We start from the raw sequence: 21,573 nt of genomic DNA on the forward strand, positions 1-21,573 counted from the left end.
TCGGCCTGGGCACCACCATTGCAAAAATGCACTCTTTTAGAGTGCTTTTTTGTATCTAGAACAAACGCGACAACATTATCCAGCACACGCTGCCATCGTTATGATAACCACGGCACGCGACCTGGGTCCCCCTAGGCTTCTCTGGCAAGTAGCAGTAAACCAAGCAGAGGTGAGGGGGCGTCCCTCAACTGTTCAATTGCCTTGTCGATCAGCTCCTCCTGATCACTCTGTTTCAGTCTCAAGTGCCCAGTGGCCAACGCCGCAGCGAACTCTAACGCCGCAGCCCCGTACGCGTGAGTGTATCGGTCAAATATTTTCCCCAAGAATTCCTTCATTAACTTGCTCAAGTGAGGGCTCGCAGAATAGTCCAACTCAGATGGAAGCGTTGCCCGCAGTAGGCAAGCCTGGAGGATATTGTCATTAAATCGCAGGAAGCATTCTGGTGAAATCACAACCGACTCATAGCCAGAAGGCTTCAATTGATTCCCCGGCGTTTTACATTCGCGCGCAGCCTGTAAAGCACAGCTCATTGCCATAAAGACTGCTGCTGGTGGCACCTCGGCGAGCCGGTCTTGGTAGACGCCATCAAAGAACAGAAATCCTTCAGACAGACTTAGCTCGGTACCATCGGGCTTTGCCAAGAAACCATTGCTCGCAGCCTGCAAAGCATCAGCGGCAGACCGCAGAGATTGAGTTACGACCTCTGGCTTGACCGAATCCGCCTCAAGGGGATCCACTTCGGCTTTAGAGGCCAGCCCATGCAGAGCGCGCCACGCATTATCGGGATTATCAGGTCCTGTTGGCAGTACCAATCTGGCAGAAAAGCCATAACGCCGATGTGACGTGTTTCGCTCCAAGAACTGCTTCAGTCTCTCCCATGCCTCTTCTGACTGCGGCAACCCAGTTCCGATGAGGAAATGGCGTGGCAAAAGCGGCGCCACGTACTCGCGCAAATCCCTGCTAATCTCACGAAGCTGCCCGCCATCTCCCGCGAGCGCGGTAACGACAAGAATACCTTTCGCCAGTGCCAGTGTTTCCTGACTAATGTCCGCGCTGGATAGGATCGGCACCGGACCATGCCCTTTGGCGTCGGCAAGAATAGCTGAGGCACGGTTGGCTAGTGCCAGCGAGCTGGCATCGTTGGTATGCACGATAAAGTCTATCGACGCAGAAACACTCCAGCGAATTTCAGCGTTCAACCAGTTATCAAAAGAGTCGTCCACCTGGATCGCAGGGGGAGTTAATGATACAACGCGGGTTCGGCTGGGCTGCTCGCCGGCATTGATGCCAGAAAATCCGGTTGCATCAAAGTATTTAAGCGCGGCCTTCAAATCTTTAGGGGCATGCGGCAAACCCAACGTCACAGCACGTGGAGGCTTAGCCTTGGAAGAGAAGTGTTCGCCAACTAATTCTATTTCCGTCTCCGCTCCGTTAACCGTTAGCTTCTTGAGCTGCTTGTCGACTTGGTCCAAAGCAACCAATACCGAGCCACTCCGGCCTTGGGAACTCATATCGACCAACGTCACCAACCTCCTTTCATCAAAGCCCTGACTCTCATGAAGTTGACGAGCCATTCCTCCAGACGTAGAAGCGGAGATCACCACGAGGTAGGGCTCAGATGGAGGGACAATTTTCTTTACATCATCATAGGAATGGAAGCTAAGTATCCGGGCCGAACTCCCCAAGAACCTCAGTGCCTCGTGGACATAGTGATAGATGCTCATAGTATCGATGAACACCATACTTAAGTCGCTTCTGACATCGTTGCCAAGTCGAGCAACAATCAACCGCCCAATAAAGCAGAGTTGAGGCTCAGACTTCGCTAATTCCCTTGCCTGGATGAAGATTTTGTTAATGGTTCCAGACGGATGCTTGAACACGTGACCAGCAGGCGCGACTTGGATAACATCATTTCGCGCGACCAAGTCAGTTAAACCTTGGTTTAAGATATCAGTGATGTTTAGCGTGAACTGCGGTGCTCCGGGAGTGGTCACTTGAGTGTAGTGCTCAACTATCTGCTCCGCATCCCAAGCGTAAAAGTGAAACGCCTTGAGATACTGAACTTGATTACGAACTCCGCGCGCCACAAAGGTCGCTTGGAGAGACGTTGAGCCCCAGTGTTGTTGCAGCGACACGATCACCTCTGGACTCGCAATGACAACCATGCAATCTGGCACTGTATCATTGCTTTTCAACGCAGTCTGGAGTTCAGAGAAAAACTCGACGCTGGATATTTCGCGACGGCCATCGAAGAACATGCACGCCACATCAATGGCAAACTTAGTCTGTTGACAAATGCTCTTGGCGTTAAAGAAGAAAGACTTGTCCATCAATTGACTCGCAAAGGAATGATGATCGTAATCACTGCACCAGCGACCTCAACAAGTTCATCGCTATTCCAGTCGTCGAATTCAAAAAGGTGGTTTGACTCGCCCATACCGAAACAATTGAAGATTGCTTGGCGACCAGAACGAATTCTGATCAACCCCCCGATCTCCTTAAGCGCCGCCAGTACGCCAGGAATGCCTTGCCCAGCTCCAGTCTGCTGCTTGGTTGTAAAATTCTTCTGGAGACACCGAATTAGAACATTTCGTTCTTCGTCCCTAGACAATTCGCGAGTCCGCTTCCCCGTTGCTCGGCTCGCAAAGCCCGGCCCAGAATCAAAGAAGCTTAGCTGTAGACACCTCATCGAGCTCATACCTGGTTCACTAAACGCTTCCCGCGAAACCAACGATTCACGCGACCAAAAATTCCTTAGCTTGTGGTGACCGTCGAAATCAGACTTGAAGAGTCGCTCTTCCATAACTACCCAACTTGCGATGAATCCTTCGACGTGAGCGATGTAATCGATATGGCGATAATCGCTCGTCGCATGCTCTTGAGTGTTACTGAACAGCTCACTCGTAAAAATTCCAACTGCCTTTAAGAACGACTCAGGCACCAGTTCTTGATCCTGCTGATTCACGCGGAAAAATAGCTTCTTGAATAATGCCAGCATCGCTCCTGCATCCTTGGATGCTTCTGGAGATCGAGCCGTGAATAGCGGCGCTAAATACTGCAAGCGCATGCCGCTGACACAGGTCATATCGATACATCGACCTTTGATGATACTTCCGAAATCTTCATCATCCGTCGATTGCATCTTTTCTCTGGCCTGCCGCAACGCGTCACGACGGTCAATGAATTGGTCACCGACTTGCACACCTGCCGCCATACGAAGCGCGGCGATGCCTGGCGCATAATCACAGAGCTTCTCCACCACAGTATCGATGTTATTCGAGGCATGAAAATGGATAGTCTTGTCCTTCGCTGCTCGCGCCCATGTCACAAACAGCTGAAGACGCGCAGCATCGTACAAAGCACCGTTACGTTTGTTAACCGCATCCCCTTTAACCTGAAGCGCAGCGCCAGGGCTTTCGTGAATTGAGCGAAGTCCTGCCTCGACCTCAGCGAGTGTCTTTAAATCTGAGAGAACAATAGGGTCCATAACTATGAAAAAAAACTAGGTGTTAGCTGACGCTGAATCGAGAAGCTCGCGAATCTTTGGTTCGGGACGCCAATAGTTAGGACCTTTAAGGAACTTACCATTTGAGTCGTAAATGGGCTTTCCGTCGGCCCCAAGTTTGCTCTCATTGCTGTCCATGATAAGGTCTAAAACCTGCTCAAGAGGAATCCCGTACTTCAATGCCTCCGACCGGCAGTACACGATTACATCACCTAGAAGGTCCGCGATCGCCACAGCAACGTCCTCCTTACTAGCGCCGTCGTCAGCGAGTTTTACGATGTCGTCGATTTCGTTCACCTCATCGGCCAGCGTCGCCTTGAACTTTTTGAGCCGGTCTTGGACGTTTTCTGGAATCGTAGGCGTCGAATGCGCCGGTAGACCGTACATCGAATTCATGAGGGCTATTCGTTCCGCAAAAGTTCTCTTCATCGTGCTCTCCATATGTGAACGAGCAATTGTCCGCTAGCCAATCACTCCAATACCTTAATCACTTGAGTATATCTCAACTTAATTCGATACCACGCGTGAATCGCCACGAGTCTTGTAGACGCCCTTGAGCCATAATTCTAGGCAAAAGTGATCGAAATATCTGAATTTGCGACGAACTTGGACTAGCAGGGCCATGAGTTAGATTACGCTTACGGGGTCTTTTCCGGCCATACCACTGAGGCGGAAAGCTGGGTAGCAAGTGACAGAGCTCATAGAACGGCGCGGCAATACTGCCAGACTACTGAAAGACCAAAGAGATGAGCCCCTCCCCAACGAAAGATACAGCTCGAAAAATATACGGATAAGCTAACCTTACGTTTGAAAATTCTCACTGTTTTTTAGCAGCTAAATGATCGGAGAAGCCCCTTGTACAGTCTCATCTTCTTTACCAACGTGCTACGGCTGCTCGATGAGCGGGGGATTACAAAGTACGAACTAGCTGATCAGGCAGGCATTTCCATATCGTTCTTGTCGGATCTAACCAATGGCAAAGCCAATCCGTCCCTAAAAATCATGGAGTCCATCGCGCAGGCACTAAATGAACCCTTGCCAGCTTTGCTTGAAACAACGGACCTTGACCGGCAATCGATTTCAATGCTGTCGGCGAATCCACCTTCAACGTCCCTACCAGCGGGCTACATCAGAGCTTCTGCCATCCTTACTGAGTACCAAGCATTCACTGTACAGCAGTGGGACCAAGCCAATCGGCAACTGATTTCCCAAGCACAAAAAAAGTAAGCACTTATTGCTCAGCGCCATGCCCAATGCTCCAAAATGGGCATAACGTTTGTGCCGGGTCAAACCGCTGAGATTTTCACGATATAGCCTTTGATTGAGTGACATCACGTTCACGCACCAAAGGTATATCGATCATGGCTGATGCAGAAGATTTCTCGACGCTAAAGGATCGGGCTAAGAAGAAGCTCGAACGCGACATGGGGCCGCTGCTCCTGGCTGCGCTGTACGATCCGAAGACAGTCGAAGTCATGCTCAATGCAGACGGGCGCCTTTGGCAGGAGCGGTTGGGCGAATCCATGAAGTGCATCGGCACGCTGCGTACAGCGCAAGCCGAGGCCATCATCAAAACAGTGGCCGGCTACCACGGAAAAGAAGTCACGCACGGGAAGCCGACGCTGGAAGGTGAGCTGCCGCTGGACGGCTCGCGTTTCGCGGGTCAGCTTCCACCGATAGTCACCGCGCCGACGTTTGCGATCCGCAGGAAAGCCATCGCCATTTTCACGCTGGAGCAGTATGTGGCAAATGGCATCCTGTCGCTCGCGCACTGCACCGCCATTAGGCGCGCTGTGGCCGACCACCGAAATATTCTTGTCGTCGGCGGTACCGGATCGGGCAAGACCACCCTGGTCAACGCCATCATCAACGAAATGGTTTACTTCGATCCTTCGGAACGGATATTCATCATCGAAGATACCGGCGAAATTCAATGCGCAGCCGAGAATTTCATGCAGTACCACACCACATCTGATGTCACGATGACCGCCCTGCTCCGCACCACGCTCCGCATGCGGCCCGACCGCATCCTGGTCGGAGAGGTACGAGGCCCGGAGGCGCTTGATTTGCTCGATGCCTGGAACACCGGACATGAGGGTGGCGCCGCCACCCTGCACGCAAACAATCCGGCCGCAGGTTTGATCCGTCTGAAGTCGCTCATTACACGCAACGAATCCGCTCCCACCGACATCGAGTCGCTCATTGGGGAAGTCGTTCACCTGGTCGTCCACATAGCACGGACGCCCGAAGGTCGGAGTGTCCAGGAAGTACTTGCTGTAACCGGCTACACGGACGGCCACTACATCACCAACAATCTTTGAGGAGACATTGATCATGAATCAGCCGTTTCATCGCCATTCCGCCCAACGCCGGCAGGATGCGCTGTCCCTAACCTTTTTGCTGTTCGCTCTCTTGCTGGTATTGATGATCCCGCTGAACGCATCGGCCAGCGTCGGCACCGGCGGTTCCCTCCCCTACGAAAGCTGGCTGGAAAACCTTCGGAACTCAGTCACCGGGCCAGTTGCCTTCACCTTGTCCATCGTCGGCATCGTCATCGCCGGCGGGGTCCTGATCTTCGGCGGCGATCTGAACGGCTTCTTCCGAACGTTGATCTTCCTGGTACTTGTCATGGCGCTGATCGTCGGCGCACAGAACGTGATGAGCACATTCTTCGCCCGTGGCGCGGTAGTAGCGATGCTGGATCATCACTTGCCGGATGGCGTGAGCACTGCAGGGATCCGGGATGCCTGATCATGGCGCTGCGTACGATACCGATCCGGCGGGCCGGCAACCGCAACAACCTGTTCATGGGTGGCGACCGTGAACTGGTGATGTTTGCCGGCTTACTGGCCTTCGCGCTGATCTTCGCTGCGCAAGAGCTGCGCGCCACCGTGTTCGGTCTCACGCTGTGGTTCAGCACATTGTATGGGTGCCGTCTGATGGCGAAGCACGATCCGAAAATGCGTCAGGTGTACTTGCGGCACAGGAGATACGTACGGTTCTATCCACCGCGCAGCACGCCCTTCCGCTCGAACTCCGGTAGCCAGGGGAGGCAATACAAATGATCGAACAGCTCACGATCGGCATATCCGCCCTTGGCAGCGCGATGCTGGCGATTTTGTATGGCCGCATCCGATCTATCAACGCCGAAGCTCTGCTCACAAAACACCGCAAGACCGGGCCCTCATTGGCCGATCTGCTGATCTACTCTGCGGAAGTAGCGGATGGAGTCATTGTAGGAAAAAATGGTTCGTTCATGGCCGCCTGGGCATATAAGGGCGACGATAACGCAAGCAGCACCGATGAATACCGCGAACGGACATCCCTTCGAATCAACCAAGCCACATCCCATCTCGGAAGCGGCTGGATGATACACGTGGACGCTGTGCGTCGCAGTGCGCCGGGGTACGCAAATGCAGGACTCTCGCAATTTCCTGACCCGGTATCCGCCGCGATCGACGAAGAACGCCGACGTCTCTTTGAAAAACTTGGCGCGATGTACGAGGGCTACTTCGTACTGACGCTCACCTATCTCCCGCCGCTCCTTGCACAAAGCCGCTTCGTCGAGATGATGTTTGATGACGAAGCCAGCGCGCCTGACCACAAGGCGCGCACGCACGCGCTGATCGACTACTTCCAGCGCGAATGCGCCAACGTCCAGTCTCGCCTGTCATCTGCACTGAAGCTCGACCGGCTCATGGGAACCACGATAACAAACGAGGACGGGACGACCGTCACTCACGACGACTTCCTGAGATGGCTGCAGTTCTGCATTACAGGATTAAACCATCCAGTGCAGTTGCCGACCAATCCGGTGTACCTTGATGCAGTCCTCGGAGGACAGGAACTGCGCGCAGGCGTCGTGCCTAAGATCGGGCGAAAATTTATTCAGGTCGTTGCCATCGAAGGCTTCCCCTTGAACTCGGCCCCAGGCATGCTCACGGCACTTGGGGAGCTGCCATGTGAATACCGCTGGTCTTCCCGCTTCATTTTCCTGGACACGCATGAAGCCTTGGCCCATCTGAATACGTTCCGAAAAAAATGGCGCCAAAAGATCCGGGGCTTCTTCGATCAGGTCTTTAACACCCATACAGGTCATATCGACAAGGACGCCGTGGATATGGTCGCCGACGCGGAGTCCGCTATTGCGGAAGTCAATAGTGGACTCGTAGCGGCCGGATACTACACCAGCGTAGTGGTCCTGATGGACGAAGACAGGGAACGACTGGAAGCAGCCTCTCGTCAGGTGGAGAAGGCGATCAACCGGCTCGGGTTCGCCGCGCGGGTCGAAACCATCAACACCATGGATGCCTACCTCGGTAGCCTGCCGGGCCACAGCGTCGAGAATGTACGCCGGCCACTGCTCAATACATTGAATCTTGCGGACCTGCTGCCTACCAGCTCAATCTGGACAGGTCAGACAAAAGCCCCTTGCCCTCTGTACCCGCCAAACGCGCCAGCACTTATGCAATGCGTCACACAAGGGGCCACGCCGTTCTGGTTCAATCTTCATGTGCGTGACCTTGCTCATACATTGATGTTCGGCCCAACACGTAGCGGGAAGTCTGCACATCTCGCCCTGATAGCGGCGCAGCTGCGTCGATACTTGGGGATGACGATCTACATTTTCGAAAAGGGAATGTCGAGCTACCCAATCGCCAAGGCTGTCCGGGCAAGGCACTTCAACGTCGCCGGCGACGACGACAAGCTCTCATTCTGCCCACTCCAGTTCCTGGCTTCAAAGAGTGATCGGGCATGGGCGATGGAATGGATCGATACGATACTGGCGCTGAACAACGTCGAAACGACACCTGCCCAGCGCAATGAAATCGGCGAGGCGGTGATGAACATGCACGCCAGCGGTGCCAGGACGCTATCCGAATTCTCGGTGACGATACAGGACAGGACTATCCGCGAAGCCATTCGGCAGTATACGGTCGACGGGTGTATGGGCTATCTGCTGGATGCCGAAGAAGACGGTTTAGCACTCAGCGATTTCACCGTGTTCGAAATTGAAGAGCTAATGAACCTCGGCGACAAGTACGCCCTGCCGGTGCTTCTCTATCTGTTCCGCAGGATCGAACGCAGCCTGAAAGGCCAGCCTGCAGCAATCATACTGGACGAGGCCTGGCTGATGCTCGGTCATAAAGTCTTCAGGGAGAAGATTCGCGTCTGGCTGAAGACACTCGGGAAAGCAAACTGCATGGTCATTATGGCGACCCAGAATGTCTCAGATGCCGCAAACTCCGGCATTCTGGATGTCATCGTTGAATCGACCGCAACCAAGATCTTCCTGCCGAATATTTACGCCCGAGACGAAGACACTGCCGCGTTGTACAGGCGCATGGGCTTGAACAATCGCCAGATCGACATCCTCGCATCGGCAATCCCTAAGAGACAGTATTACTTCGTGTCCGAACAAGGGCGCCGTCTTTATGAACTGGCGCTTGGACCGCTGGCGCTCGCGTTCATGGGCGCCACCGACAAGGAATCGATAGCAGCCATTAAAACGCTTGAGGCAAAACACGGCGACCTTTGGATACACGAATGGCTGTCGTCCAGAGGACTCAGCCTCCAAGACTATGGGGTGAACCTATGAATCTCTTTCCAAATATCCTAGCGCGTAAAAACGCAAACGACGTGATGCCAGAAGCGGCGGCTATCGACGGCGGCCGAAGAAAAGGGGAAAACGAGAACCCCTACTTGTCCGCGCGCAGGACATGGAACGACCATGTCGGGGGCGTCGTCGCATCACGCCGCAACTGGCAACTGCTGGCCATACTATCGCTACTCGTCGCACTGGCCTCCGTCGGGGGAATTATTCATATCGGCAGCCAGTCAAAATTCGTACCCTATGTGGTAGAAGTAGACAAGCTGGGACAACCCGTCGCCGTCGCTCCGGCGCAGCAATCGCCTGCACTAAATGACCGTGTCGTTCGGGCGGCAGTAGCGTCCTTTGTCAGTGATTCCCGCATGGTGACGCCTGATATCGCGCTACAGAGGAAAGCCGTTTTTCGCCTCTACTCCATGCTGTCCGCACACGATCCTGCCACGGCCAAAACGAACGAGTGGCTAAATGGAACGGAAGAAAGCAGCCCGTTCAAACGCGCGGGGAACGAAACTGTCAGCATCGAAATAGCCTCAGTCCTTCCCCAGACTGCCGACACCTGGCAGGTGGACTGGATTGAGACCGCGCGTGATCGTCAGGGCACCTTGAAGGGAAAGCCATTTCGCATGCGCGCGCTACTTACCGTCTACATATCGCCCACTACACCTCAGACCACCGAAGAACAGTTGCGCAACAACCCGCTCAGCATTTACGTACGCGATTACTCGTGGTCCAAACAGTTGTAAGGAGTCCAGAACATGAACAAACAGATGATGTTTTTCCTCGCCTGCGTGACCAGCACAATCGCAACTGCGGCGGAACCAACCGACAAGAAGCTCGCCGACCTGTACTTCTCCGGCAAAAACCTGACGCTGACGCAGCAGGAGCGCGACGCGCTGGAAGCTTCACAGCAATGGCGCGGCGCCAGCCCCACCGGCATACGACCCGCCATCGGCACCGACGGCACCATCCGCTACCTCTATGGCGCGCAGCAGCCCAGCATCGTCTGCGCCGTTCTTCAGGTCTGCGACGTAGAACTGCAGGCGGGTGAACAAGTGAACTCCATACACCTCGGGGATACAGCCCGCTGGATCGTGGAGCCGGCCATCACAGGCAATGGCGCTGCGGAAGTGCAGCACCTGATCATCAAGCCCATGGACATAGGCCTTGAAACGTCGCTGATTGTTACCACCAACCGCAGGACCTATCATTTTCGGCTGCGCTCACACCGCACGGAATTCATGTCCCGAGTCGCGTTCACTTACACAGAGGATGCGCTGGCAAAGTGGAACGTCATCAAAACCCGTGAGGTCAAGGAAAAGCAGGAACGCACGATACCGCAGACCGGCGAATATCTGGGCGATCTGAGTTTCGCCTATGACGTGTCAGGCAGTGCGACCTGGAAGCCGATAAGAGTCTACAACGACGGGACCAAGACCATTATTCAAATGCCAGCAGCCATGGCGCAGACTGAGGCCCCGACGCTGCTCGTAGTGCGCAAGGATGGCGGTTGGTTTACCGATGCCGAAATGGTCATGGTGAACTACCGCGTGCAGGGCGATCGCTACATAGTCGATACCGTGTTCGACAAGGCGTTGCTGATCGCCGGCGTGGGTAGCAGTCAGGATCGTATCACGATCACTCGGGAGAAATAGTGATGCGCAACCTACTCACCCTAGCTATCGCGATCTTCCTCGTGGGCTGCGCGGCCAGCAGCAAGAAGGCGGACACCTCGTTCGGCAACTTCATGGCGAATGCGTCGCCAACGCAAGAACGACTACTGGCAGACGACGCAACCCGCCAGTTAGTGCTTCTATACCCGCCGGCCAGCACCCGCCTGGAGTTCAGACAGATCATGACCGACAACTTCGGCAAGCACTTGGTAGAACTGTTGCGCGGTCAGGGATATGCACTGCAGGAGGTGCAGCCCTTGGCAGACACACCGCCAATCACCAGTGCGGCGCTATCTGCGGCAAGCCCCAGCGATGCTGCGACAAGCACTCCGTTCAACTACGTCTTGGATGCAATCGCCTCGCCAAGACTATACCGCGTCACACTGACGCTGGGAACCCAGACGATAAGCCGCGCCTACGTATCGCAAAACGAAACCATTCACCCTGCAGGCGCATGGGTACGCAAGGAGTAGCGATTATGGCCGATGCTGTGGACATGTCCCCGGATTCCTCCCCCGGCACTCCAACCGGTAGCAGCGGCGTGCGACGGGTGAACAACCTGCCAATTTACATCCTATGCGTCCTATTGGCGGGGTTCCTGCTGATCATGGCACTGGTCGCGGCGGATCGCGCGGAGAAACAGCAACGCCCGCCAGAGACAAACGATACAAAGGCCACCAGCGCCAGCATGTTTGCATCCGAACTGGCCGGCCAGGAAAAGGACGGCATTATTCCGGCGGCAAAGGCGGCTCCTTTGATCCCGCCGGATAGTCCAGCCGCGAGTGCGGCGGCCCCAGTCGCTCACCCCGAGGCGCTGGAGATGCCGCCGCTTCCGCCCGGGGCAGCGCAGTCCCCTGCTCCGGCTCCGCAGCAAGATCCTCGCGTCTTGGTCGCGATGGAAAAGATGCACATGCTGGAGGAAGCGATAAAAGCAAAGACAACCGTTCAGGCTATGGCGCCACGTAGCGCCGGCTCCGCGCCGACCGCTGCGCAGAGAGGCGGCGCCGTGACTCCTCAGCAAAACGACATGCCGGGCGAGGACGATCCGACCGCCATGTATCAAGCCCGCGTCCAGCAACTACGTCAAGCAGGCTTGGTTGCGGCATCCGCTGCCAGCACGGGAAGTCAAAGTGCGGTGCCATCGGAGCAAGGCCCGCAAATGGCGGCATCTTCCGGCAAGAACTACGGGCAGTTCGACGGTGGTTCGCAACAAGACCGCTGGCGTCTGGATTCACAAACCCAAGCGCCCCGCTCACCTTACGAAATAAGGGCCAGCTTTGTGCTACCGGCCATACTGATCTCGGGAATAAATTCAGACCTCCCTGGTCAAGTAATTGGGCAGGTCAGCCAGGACGTGTTCGACACCGCTACAGGCAGGTGGAAATTGATACCGCAAGGTTCGCGCCTCATCGGCCAGTACTCCAGCGAAGTCGCATACGGACAGGCGCGCGTGCTGATCGCATGGCAACGCATCGTCTTCCCCGATGGAAAAGCACTCGACATCGGCGCCATGCCCGGCGCCGACAGCGCCGGCTATGCCGGTTTCCACGACCAGGTCAACAACCACTACCTGCGCGTCTTTGGCTCCGCCCTGCTGATGTCTGGCGTTACCGCCGGCATCGCGCTAAGTCAGCCCGATTCGCTGTACTCCAATCGCCAAAGCGCCCGCAGCGCGATGAGCGAGGCGCTTGGTCAACAACTCGGAACGGTCACCGCGCAAATGATTTCAAAGAATATGGGCATTTCGCCGACCCTGGAAATCCGCCCGGGCTACCGCTTCAACGTGGTCGTCACCAAGGACTTAACGTTCTCCAAGCCGTACAAAGCGTTTGACTACTGACGGCAAAAACAGCAATGACAGTTTTCCCATCGCATGCCCCATCAAGCTCAAAAAGGAGAAGTCACCATGAAATTCAGCTCACAAAAAAAACTGTTTGGCAGCCTAACCTTTGCTGCGTTGAGCATGCCGACGGGGGGCGCATTCGCTGCGCTACCCGTCATTGATGGGGTCAACCTATCCCAGAATACAGTGACAGCGATCGAGAATGTCGCCCACACGTTAAAGCAAATTCAGCAATACCAGACTCAACTGCAACAGTATCAAAACATGCTCCAGAATACGGTAGCGCCATCCATGTACATCTGGGACATGGCGACCAGAACGATGAGCGACCTCCGCGCTTCCATGGATACGCTACAGTATTACAAAACCAATCTTGGTAGCGTCAGCGCTTACCTCGGAAAATTCAAGGACACGGCCGGCTATCGAAGTTCGCCATGTTTCACAACGCGGGGGTGTTCTGCTGGTGATTGGGCCTTATTAAACCAATCTCAGGAAATCGCATCCCAAGCCGAGAAAAAATCGACCGATGCGCTTCTGCTGGCTCTCGATAAGCAACAAGATTCGATGGAAGCCGACGCGAGGCAACTCCAGCGACTACAGGCCGCAGCACAGAGTGCTAATGGCCAAATGCAGGCAGTGGGATATGCAAACCAACTTGCCAGCCAGCAGGCCAATCAGCTGCTGCAGATTCGAGCATTACTAATCGCACAGCAGAACGTCATCGCAACTCGTTTTCAAGCACAGGCGGATCGCGAAGCCCTTGCTCGCGCATCAGATTCAATCGTACTGGAGAGCACGTATCGTCCCTCACGTGCTCGTGGATGGTAGGTGAATATCATGCAATCCATTGCCCGTTTCCTGATGGGAGCGTCGCTCCTGACGGTCGTGATACTACTGGGGTGCACACGGACTGAGGCGGACCCAAAACTGCCCGAAGTCAATGACCAAAACTGCGTGCCGGAAAAATACACGCAAATCCACGACACAGCCGCGCGAAATAGATTCATCGATCTTTGCGCGAAAATGAGCACTTACAAGCCCAGTAAGCCTAGAGGGTGGTAATCAACATGGAAAAGCTACTCTGCAAAAACTCTGTGTGTCCGCTGTTGTTATTCTTGATGCTGGTCCCAATTGCGGCTCACGCGACAATTGAGACCAGTGACATTCTGGATAACGTGCACGATGTTTACGCAACGGCAGCAACCGCATGGGCCGCAGTAATAAAGCTGCACGCCACCCGTCTTTTCTGGACGCTAGCATTGATTAGCATGGTGTGGACATTTGGCATGATGGCGCTTCGAAGCGCCGACGTAGGTGAGTTCTTTGCAGAATTCGTAAGGTTCACCATCTTTACCGGCTTTTACTGGTGGTTACTAGACAACGGCCCAGCGATTGCAATTGCCATAATCGACTCCATGCGTTCTATTGGTGGCAGCGCCAGCGCGGGAACGCACGCCTACGGTTATCCACTTCCGTCTCCAAGTAGCATCGTCGACATCGGGTTCGATATTTTTTCGAAAGTAGTCAACAACTCGTCGGTATGGTCACCTTTTGCAAGCTTTGTAGGAGTACTGATCAGCCTTGTCATATTACTTTCACTGGCCTTGATGGCTGTGAACATTCTGATCCTGTTAATCAGTGCGTGGGTGTTAGCTTACGCAGGAATTTTCTTTCTCGGCTTTGGCGGTTCTCGCTGGACCTCAGATATGGCCATAAGCTACTTCAAAACAGTATTGGGAGTCGGTGCACAACTTTTGGTGATGGTGTTGCTCGTTGGTGTTGGGAAGACATTTATCGACACTTTTTATTCCCGCATGAGCGCCGGCATGAAACTAAATGAAATGGCCGCCGTGATGGTGGTGGTTGTCGTCATGCTGGCGCTAATCAATAAACTCCCTGGTTTGCTTGCAGGGCTGGTTTCAGGAGGAGGAACTGGCGCACTTGGCAGCGGATTCACTGCCGGCTCGGCAGTAGCGGCGGCATCGATGGCAGCAGCAGCTATCTCGACTGTTGGCAAAGCAATTGGAGGCGCGGCGGCAAATATAGCCGGCGGTGCACAGGCGCTAATGGCTGCATTTGAAAAAGGGAGTGCTGCTGAAAGCGAATCGAGTGGGCTATCACAAGACTTCATGTCTGGCCAGTCGGGTTCTGAGGTGCAAGGTGGGAATACCGGCGAAAGCTCATTTGCGCAGGCCATGGGTGGCGACGCCCCTTCTTCGGGTTCCTCATCTGCTGATTCGTCCAGTCAAAGCACCCAACAATCCGGTAATTCGGACACGAATGGGAGCGGCGGCACTGGCAGTGGGAGTGGCGGCGGCGGCGGCGGCGGCGGCGGCGGCGCAGCAAAATCCGGCGCCTCCTCGTCCGCAAGCGGAAAAGGAAAAAACAATAGCGCGGGTGCCAAGGCGGTCCGAATCGCCGGTGGCGCGACGCGAAGCCTTGTTGGTGGCGCGTTCCAGGTAGCAAAAAATTCCATAAACGATCGCGTCTCCAATACCATCGGCGGAAAAATCGCAGCGGCTATTCGTGAGAGCCGCAAAGGCGGAGACGGCAATTCCGACACCAACACGCTTTCGGCTGGTAAAAATGACGACTTCGACCCGCAAGCGGAAATTTCCGCTTTCAGAGACCGCGACGGGAAAGACGGCGACGATTCCGACCCGTCCAAAACCTAGTCCCCGCATAGGCCTCCCGTCATGTCCTCCGCCGATCTCCCATTTCAGTTGAACGAGCGCGTGTCGTGCAGCATCGCGGCAGCTGCCCGATACGGCATCCCGGCCAACCTCATGCTCGCTGTCGCCGAGAAGGAAGCGGGTACGCCGGGCCTATGGATGAAGAACACCAACGGTACCAGCGACGTCGGCCCGATGCAGTTCAACACGGCCTACCTGTCAGCGCTTGCCCAGTATGGGATCACTTCGCAGGCGGTTGCCGCGCCGGGCTGCTATGCCTACGACCTGGCGGCATGGCGGCTGAGGCAACACCTGCGGTTAGACCAGGGTGATCTATGGACCAGGGCGGCCAACTATCATTCACGCACACCCCGGTACAACATCCGCTACCGCCTGGATCTGATCACCAGGGCTACGCACTGGGCCACCTGGTTGCAGCACTGCGCCGCTAAAGAATGTCTCCAGGCGCCGACGCACCGACCTGAGGGCACGGAACCCAGGACGGCCACCGGCCCGGCCGAGCGGCCGTTGGCGATGCCCTACTACACCCCGCGCATGATAACGCCAGCCCCAACGCCTTGATACCATGGCAGGCGTACTCAAAATCCACTCAACCACCGCTGGCACACTTCGTATCGGGCACAGCTGGATTGAATACTGCCCGATTGACGGCCAATCGATGACCTATGGGACGTGGGGAAACAATCCCACCGGCGAAGGCAATGGCCTGCTGGAAAACGCCGAGCCGCCGACCTTGAAAGCCAACGCCACACGCAGCCAGGTGATCGATCACGAACAGGAACGCCGTCTATTCGAAATCATTGAAACCTATAGACAACGCGGGGACCAGGCATGGACCCTGCGCACACCATGTTCCACGTTCGCGGCCGAGGCCTGGGGCCGCGCGACCGGCGAGCAGCTGGTCCACCAGACGGCGCTCGTCAGCACTCCTGCCAGGCTGGCCAAGTCCATCATCGAGGCAAACCAGCGGGATGCCGTCGCCGCCCACGGAAAGATGAGCATCCCCAGCAACCACACGCCCGCTGACGCGGGCAACGGCAACAGCAAATCCAGCAAGCAGACCCTACCGCGAAAAAGCCGCTCACGCCGCAGATGAAGCGCTAAACTGTATGAGAAGGGAGAATCGACATGAATCATATTGAATTTGCCGAATGCGCCGACGTTGCCTTCCACAATATCGACGAAGTGCAGGTGGCTGAAAATCACCTGTTGCACGTCAAGGGATTGATCTTTCACAGTTCAATCGTCGCCGATCATGTGGACCTCTATCCAGAGCAGCATGCCGTCCACATCCTCGTATCGATGGCCCTCACCCGGCCGGGAAAAAGCGGCCTGTTCGACCTCTATATCCCCATTCCTGACAGGATCACGACCGTGACCTTCGGGACGGAAAAGAAAACACTGTGGAAACGGGAGGCCGAGGAAGAGTCCACTTCGTCGACGCCAGTCGCCGCTCAGAATTTCGGATAGATAATCTCGTCGACAATACAACAGATCAGCCGATGGTCAACCACGCGGAAGAGCACAGGATCAACCGCGTCCTGGATCCCGAGAAAGAAAACAAAGGCTTTCTTTTGTTTCTGGCCCGCCTCGAAGGCTCGCTTAGCCTCCTCTCGTGCCACCTCCAGCTCCCTGCGAACAGAGTTCTTCCGGGCATCGCTCCAGCCGGACCACTCAATACGCACACGATGCCCGACGACGAGCTTGCTTCCTTCCCGCTGGCCGGCATCCAACCCGATCTCCATGTGTGTGGCCTCATCGGTCGGTTTGCCCCAGCGCATCGCCGCATAAAATATCCTGGCGTCGGGATACCGCTGCAATTCGTCCCACTTCAGCTTCTTGAAAACGGCGTAGTATTTATCGGCCTCAACACTAGGCACGCTGAGCTCCAAATCGCGGTCGTATGGGAAATTGATGAAGGTGCGGCAGATCTGGCGTATCGTCGACACCGCGCGCTTCCTTTGCACGGTTGAGGCGCTGCGCGGGGGCCGCGATGAAGCGTCGCTCCGTCCTCTTTGCGCCGTATCGTCATCGGGAGTGCCGGCGTCGACCACCTCACGGTAGTCCTTCAGAACCAGCTTTGATGGATAGGGTGCCGGAAAACCAACGCGAGGTGTACTCACCCTTTCCTGGCGGGCTTGCTGGATCAGTCGCTGTTCGCCGTCGACATCACACTCAGGCAAATGAACACCATTGCTGCCGACGGTGAAGTAAGGCCGAACCAGGTTGGTCGGACGGAACGACGCAGGCAGCACCTTGACACCGCAGCCCCGGCACACATAACTATCCTTGTCCACCACGTGGAGCAACCACAACTGCTCCGCATCGACAACCTCGCCAGTGATGCGGTTCTGTGCGGATTCCATTCAGATACCCCTAACGCAATCTGCGGCTGTGATAAACATACAGGTATGCCAGTCCGACCGGTGCGATGAAGACCGCCAGGAACCAGCACATGGTCATCGTAATGACCTTGGTCAGCAACATCAAGCCCGCAGGCAGGATAAAGACGTTCTTCCCCACGATGTAGCCGACAACGCCTTCGTAGGCAAAGCGCGCATAGGGATAAAGAAAGGTGTTCAGGAACGCCAGGAATCCCCCCGCGAAACTGATCGACTGTCCATGAACGGCGACGAACAGATACAGAAAGAGGAAGATACAACCGAAGAATAAATGACGGGCATAGTAGCTTGGCGTCAGTCCTCCGAAGGTTTTCTGGATCATAGGATGCATGGCTTTTCTCCTCAAAATAGAAACACGTTGCTTCAACAGGATGGGAATACCTGGCCTGTATTCCGTCGGCTAGCCGATCTTCATGGTGTGCCGTTGCCCCAGCGAGTGCCGCAGATCCTGGGACTCCTGCTCTGTCGTTGCCCGATGCTTTTCCACTGCGGCGGCGACCACTGGCCGAACCTGCCGGCCCAGTCCCTCCTCCCCAAGCCTGCTCTTATTGGCAAGGTCGTTGAAGTCAGTAAAGTCCCTGGGATTCTTTGCGATCTCGCCGGGCGCGAAGACCGGCAGCACGACGCGGCCACTGGTTAGCCGTGCAGCCTCCTGCGCCTTCTTCCTGCCTGGATTGATACCTTGGGTGGCCTGCAGGTGCAGGTCGTTATCGCCCGCGATCACCACCGGCTTGTCCGGGAACTTTGCATGCAGCGCCGTCGCAACGGCCGGCAAATTGCCGGAATCGAAGGCCGCGACCGTGGCGTGGCCAAGCGAGCGCGCAAGGCTGGCGGCGGTGGCGTATCCCTCCGCGATCACCAGCGCGGGCGCCCTGGCCAGCGCATCGATCCCTCCCACGGCGTGGAAGCATCCCGTTTTCCGGCTGTCCCTGGCAAACCGCTTCGAGCCATCTTCCTGAATGTATTGCGTCGTCCACTGCTTGCCATCGGCATCGGTGGCGGGAACATATGTCGTTTTTCCTGTCCGGTCGGTGAACACGCCCGGCATCGCTTCCAGACCTTTGGCGAGCAGATAGGGCGTCGGTTTCGTTAAAGGCACCAGTTTGGCCGTCTGCCGCGCCAGTCGGTCAGCCGTCTGCGCATATCGGCGTGTCTGCTCCTCGCCGCGCTCCTGCAGCCTGGTCGCGGCCTGCGCGCACAGCATGGCTTTCTGCTCCGGATCAAGCGTGTACCCTTTCGACTTCCAGTTCATCTCCACGCCGGTCTTGTTGTTCTTGATGTAGCCTGCGGGATGTCCGTCCAGATGGCCGACATAGAACCCAGAGCCGGCTTTTTCGCTATGCTTTTCTCCCGCCACGCTGATCCGGTGCCTTTGCCCGTCCATGATCGGATGGTCGCCGCCCACCACGCACCCGACCGCTCTTAGCGCCTCGGCGAATTCATCGCGAGGGGTCATGGCAGGATTCTGCTGAATGGACACGTTATTGACCTTCCACCGCCCCAGCTTTCCCATATTTGCCGCAGGTCCCGCATACCAGGACTTGGCGGCCTTATCCCAGTGCGCGCCGGCCGCTTTGGCGGCATGGCGCTCGCCATATGGCACGGCGAGGTAAATGCGGCCCGCCAGCGCTGCATCCGCGCCGCCGGTGGGTAACTTCATTCCTTCGGCTTCAGGCCCGCCTGGCGCTTGTTTAGGGCCTTGCCGGGCGAATTTCTCGAACGGCGCAGGATCAGCGCCGGCCGGCACGTACCACGCCTGCTCCCTACGATCCCATTTTGCCCCAAGCGCTTTGGCCTCGTCCTTGTCCTGGTATGCCACGGACAGATAGGTCGGCACGCCAGCCGGCGTCTGCTGACCCAGCAAACGGAATCGTTCCAGTTCCGCGATCCGGCGCACCAGATCGGCATCAGTCAGGGTCGCATTGAACTCCGCGTCTTTGCGCGCCTCGCGTGCAGCCGCGATATCTTCGTCGGTGCTCTGCGGATCATGCTTCACGGCCTCCTCGCGGAGCCGCGCCAGCTCTGCGGCCTTTTCACGCTCGTTCCCGTCCGACGGCGCGTCGATCGACTGGCGCATGTCCCCCGTCTCCCCGTCCACGACCGTCTCGCCCGAGCTGGTCGTGGGAAGGCTTTCCGTGCCTGCTCGTGTGAGGGAGGCTGCCGCGCGCTGGAGCGTGTCGCCGCGCCCCAGCGTCGACGCGATGATCAACTGGGTTTCGTCGATGGACGCCTGATTGAGATTGTGCAGCAGCTGATCGACCTGCGTGTCGAGCGCCTTCATCCGCGCGCCGCTGGCGAGTATCGCCGTCAATACCGGCGGCGCGGCTTGCGTGTTAGCCGATACAGTCTCCGGCGGCACAGTCATGTTGGCCGCGATGAAGTCCGCGACCATCTGCGCGTCATCGATGTCGGCATCGGGCACCGCCGGGTAGGCCGCCCGCAGCGACTCCGACGCGATAAACGAATCCCGATCATCGGCTTGCGCCAGCGTCGATGCGATCACCGCCCGGGTCTCGTCGATATACGAGCGGTTGACGCCCTGCAGGAGCGCATTGACCCGTTCATCCAGCGCCTTCATCTTCGCTTCATCCGCCAGAATGGATTTCAGTTCCGGCTCGGCGTCCAGCGTGTTCTGCACAACCGCGCCGGGCGGTAGTCTCTGATTCATTCCGATGAAGTCCGCCACCTTTTGCGCCTCGTCGTGTTCCTGCATCTGCCTGCGCTCCAGCCCGAGTAAATAGTCCTGGATCTTCTCCGCATCGGCCGCCGCGCGGAAGATCTCCAGCGGATCGTCTTTTATCGCCTTGATCCAGGAGCCAACGTAGGCCGCGTGCTGCCTGGGATCGTGGCCGATGCCCAATTCATCTCCGACGATCATGCTGGCTATCTCGGCCCGCAATTCCTCGCGTGCGTAGCCTTCGCTGCCAAACGGATGGACCAGGTCCCGGTCAAGGCGGGACGGATGGCCGGTCCAGTGCCCCAGTTCGTGCAGGGCGGTCGCGTAGTATCGGTCGGCGCTGTCAAACTGTTCCCTGTTCGGCAAATGAATGGTATCGGTCGCGGGTCGATAAAATGCCCGGTCCTGCTCTCCGTGGAGGATCGCCGCCCCGGTTGCTTTCAGGATACCCTCGGCGCGTTCGCTGGCAGTCCAGCTCTGTTCCTTGCGGGGTATCTGTGGCGGCAAGCCGTCGATCTGCTCGGCGTTGAACACGGTCGCCATGAACAGCGACGGGCGCTCCAGCCTGACCGTCTGTTTGACGGCCTTACCGTCGGCGTCCAGCAGCGGCTTGTCGTTCGCGTCAGTGAGCGTCTGCTCCTCGCTAAACTTCCAGTACTGGATCGGCGTGCCTTTTTCACCCTTGCGGACCTGGGCGCCGATCGACTCGGCCTGCTTGTAGGTCATCCAGCGTTGGTCGACGCGGTCCTGGCTCATTAAATGCAGCGCATTGATGCCTTTGTAGCGGTTGCCCGTCACCGGATTGGTCGGCATCGACGCTTCCGCCTCGCCGGGCTGCCAAGGCTTCTGCCAAGGGGCGACACCTTCCTTAAGCTGCTCGATCAACCTGTCAGCCACCATTTCCACAAATGACCTGGTCATTTCGTTCATGATCGTCACTCCTTCGCATTGTTTTCCTCCAGCGAGGGCGAGTCGATATCGCTTGCCGCCGCATCGCCCTCTTCCAGCGCGGCCTCCTCGAACGCCCCCGCCAGTTCGGCTTCGTCAGGCGCAAATTCAGCCCAAAAGCCTGGCGTCTGCGCATCCGCCAGCTTTTCGTTGAGTACCGCCTCCGTCACCGGATCGGCGCCGGCGACACCGGCAGCGGGCGTTCTGTTGGATTCGCTCATTGG

General features: G+C 56.6%; 22 protein-coding genes. 15 read left to right on the forward strand and 7 right to left on the reverse strand.

Annotation, left to right across the window (positions count from 1 at the left end; genetic code table 11):
- Positions 1 to 131: 131 nt before the first annotated feature.
- The 3 genes from GEV01_RS19210 to GEV01_RS19220 are packed head-to-tail and all read right to left on the reverse strand — an operon-like array spanning position 132 to position 3,934.
- Positions 132 to 2,330, reverse strand: a complete 2,199-nt coding sequence (locus GEV01_RS19210) for a hypothetical protein (RefSeq protein ID WP_152807192.1) — start codon at positions 2,328 to 2,330, stop codon at positions 132 to 134.
- Positions 2,330 to 3,487 carry a hypothetical protein gene (locus tag GEV01_RS19215; RefSeq protein WP_152807193.1) on the reverse strand — a complete coding sequence of 386 codons (1,158 nt, stop codon included), beginning with the start codon at positions 3,485 to 3,487 and terminating at the stop codon, positions 2,330 to 2,332. The genes GEV01_RS19210 and GEV01_RS19215 overlap by 1 nt, the downstream gene beginning before the upstream one ends.
- A 15-nt stretch (positions 3,488 to 3,502) precedes the next feature.
- Complete coding sequence (locus GEV01_RS19220; RefSeq protein WP_152807194.1) at positions 3,503 to 3,934, reverse strand: nucleoside triphosphate pyrophosphohydrolase family protein; 432 nt, start codon at positions 3,932 to 3,934, stop codon at positions 3,503 to 3,505.
- Positions 3,935 to 4,360: 426 nt separating this feature from the next.
- Between GEV01_RS19220 and GEV01_RS19225 the strand changes: the two genes are divergently transcribed.
- The 15 genes from GEV01_RS19225 (at position 4,361) to GEV01_RS19295 (ending at position 16,792) form a co-directional block, all read left to right on the forward strand.
- Positions 4,361 to 4,732 carry a transcriptional regulator gene (locus tag GEV01_RS19225; RefSeq protein WP_152807195.1) on the forward strand — a complete coding sequence of 124 codons (372 nt, stop codon included), beginning with the start codon at positions 4,361 to 4,363 and terminating at the stop codon, positions 4,730 to 4,732.
- A gap of 134 nt (positions 4,733 to 4,866) precedes the next feature.
- The gene (trbB, locus tag GEV01_RS19230) at positions 4,867 to 5,826 is read left to right on the forward strand and encodes a P-type conjugative transfer ATPase TrbB (RefSeq protein WP_152807196.1); all 960 of its coding nucleotides are present in this window, start codon (positions 4,867 to 4,869) and stop codon (positions 5,824 to 5,826) included.
- Positions 5,827 to 5,839: 13 nt separating this feature from the next.
- Positions 5,840 to 6,256, forward strand: a complete 417-nt coding sequence (gene trbC, locus GEV01_RS19235) for a conjugal transfer system pilin TrbC (RefSeq protein WP_152807197.1) — start codon at positions 5,840 to 5,842, stop codon at positions 6,254 to 6,256.
- A 2-nt stretch (positions 6,257 to 6,258) separates the two neighbouring features.
- Positions 6,259 to 6,570, forward strand: a complete 312-nt coding sequence (locus GEV01_RS19240) for a conjugal transfer protein TrbD (protein ID WP_152807198.1) — start codon at positions 6,259 to 6,261, stop codon at positions 6,568 to 6,570.
- Complete coding sequence (locus GEV01_RS19245) at positions 6,567 to 9,104, forward strand: VirB4 family type IV secretion/conjugal transfer ATPase (RefSeq protein WP_152807199.1); 2,538 nt, start codon at positions 6,567 to 6,569, stop codon at positions 9,102 to 9,104. The genes GEV01_RS19240 and GEV01_RS19245 overlap by 4 nt, the downstream gene beginning before the upstream one ends.
- Positions 9,101 to 9,859, forward strand: a complete 759-nt coding sequence (locus tag GEV01_RS19250) for a conjugal transfer protein TrbF (RefSeq protein ID WP_152807200.1) — start codon at positions 9,101 to 9,103, stop codon at positions 9,857 to 9,859. Before GEV01_RS19245 ends, GEV01_RS19250 begins: the two co-directional genes overlap by 4 nt.
- A 12-nt stretch (positions 9,860 to 9,871) precedes the next feature.
- Positions 9,872 to 10,768 (forward strand): P-type conjugative transfer protein TrbG, encoded by an 897-nt coding sequence (trbG, locus tag GEV01_RS19255; RefSeq protein ID WP_235914443.1) that lies wholly within the window; start codon positions 9,872 to 9,874, stop codon positions 10,766 to 10,768.
- A 2-nt stretch (positions 10,769 to 10,770) separates the two neighbouring features.
- Entirely contained in the window at positions 10,771 to 11,259 is a 489-nt protein-coding gene (locus GEV01_RS19260; protein WP_152807201.1) for a conjugal transfer protein TrbH, read from the forward strand.
- Between the two features lie 5 nt (positions 11,260 to 11,264).
- Positions 11,265 to 12,626 carry a TrbI/VirB10 family protein gene (locus GEV01_RS19265; RefSeq protein ID WP_152807202.1) on the forward strand — a complete coding sequence of 454 codons (1,362 nt, stop codon included), beginning with the start codon at positions 11,265 to 11,267 and terminating at the stop codon, positions 12,624 to 12,626.
- Positions 12,627 to 12,692: 66 nt separating this feature from the next.
- A complete protein-coding gene (gene trbJ, locus GEV01_RS19270) occupies positions 12,693 to 13,457 on the forward strand; it encodes a P-type conjugative transfer protein TrbJ (protein ID WP_152807203.1) in 765 nt (254 codons plus the stop codon).
- A gap of 33 nt (positions 13,458 to 13,490) precedes the next feature.
- Entirely contained in the window at positions 13,491 to 13,691 is a 201-nt protein-coding gene (trbK, locus tag GEV01_RS31545; RefSeq protein WP_408014834.1) for an entry exclusion lipoprotein TrbK, read from the forward strand.
- 5 nt (positions 13,692 to 13,696) lie between these two features.
- Positions 13,697 to 15,304 carry a P-type conjugative transfer protein TrbL gene (gene trbL / locus GEV01_RS19280; protein ID WP_152807205.1) on the forward strand — a complete coding sequence of 536 codons (1,608 nt, stop codon included), beginning with the start codon at positions 13,697 to 13,699 and terminating at the stop codon, positions 15,302 to 15,304.
- Positions 15,305 to 15,325: 21 nt separating this feature from the next.
- Entirely contained in the window at positions 15,326 to 15,883 is a 558-nt protein-coding gene (locus GEV01_RS19285) for a transglycosylase SLT domain-containing protein (RefSeq protein ID WP_152807206.1), read from the forward strand.
- Positions 15,884 to 15,887: 4 nt separating this feature from the next.
- Complete coding sequence (locus tag GEV01_RS19290) at positions 15,888 to 16,418, forward strand: hypothetical protein (RefSeq protein WP_152807207.1); 531 nt, start codon at positions 15,888 to 15,890, stop codon at positions 16,416 to 16,418.
- Between the two features lie 32 nt (positions 16,419 to 16,450).
- Positions 16,451 to 16,792, forward strand: a complete 342-nt coding sequence (locus tag GEV01_RS19295; protein WP_152807208.1) for a hypothetical protein — start codon at positions 16,451 to 16,453, stop codon at positions 16,790 to 16,792.
- On the opposite strand, the gene GEV01_RS19300 is transcribed toward GEV01_RS19295, so the two are convergent.
- The 4 genes from GEV01_RS19300 to GEV01_RS19315 form a co-directional block, all read right to left on the reverse strand.
- On the reverse strand, positions 16,777 to 17,688 hold the full coding sequence (locus GEV01_RS19300; protein WP_152807209.1) for a hypothetical protein: 912 nt from the start codon (positions 17,686 to 17,688) through the stop codon (positions 16,777 to 16,779). The genes GEV01_RS19295 and GEV01_RS19300 overlap by 16 nt on opposite strands.
- Before the next feature lie 10 nt (positions 17,689 to 17,698).
- Positions 17,699 to 18,055, reverse strand: a complete 357-nt coding sequence (locus GEV01_RS19305) for a hypothetical protein (RefSeq protein ID WP_152807210.1) — start codon at positions 18,053 to 18,055, stop codon at positions 17,699 to 17,701.
- Between the two features lie 69 nt (positions 18,056 to 18,124).
- The gene (locus GEV01_RS19310; protein WP_456239007.1) at positions 18,125 to 21,340 is read right to left on the reverse strand and encodes a zincin-like metallopeptidase domain-containing protein; all 3,216 of its coding nucleotides are present in this window, start codon (positions 21,338 to 21,340) and stop codon (positions 18,125 to 18,127) included.
- Positions 21,337 to 21,570: a conjugal transfer protein TraD gene (locus GEV01_RS19315; RefSeq protein ID WP_152807212.1), complete on the reverse strand. Its 234-nt coding sequence runs from the start codon at positions 21,568 to 21,570 to the stop codon at positions 21,337 to 21,339. The genes GEV01_RS19310 and GEV01_RS19315 overlap by 4 nt, the downstream gene beginning before the upstream one ends.
- Positions 21,571 to 21,573: the final 3 nt, after the last annotated feature.

The organism is Rugamonas rivuli (assembly GCF_009380165.1).
Classification (GTDB): Bacteria; Pseudomonadota; Gammaproteobacteria; order Burkholderiales; family Burkholderiaceae_D; genus Rugamonas; species Rugamonas rivuli.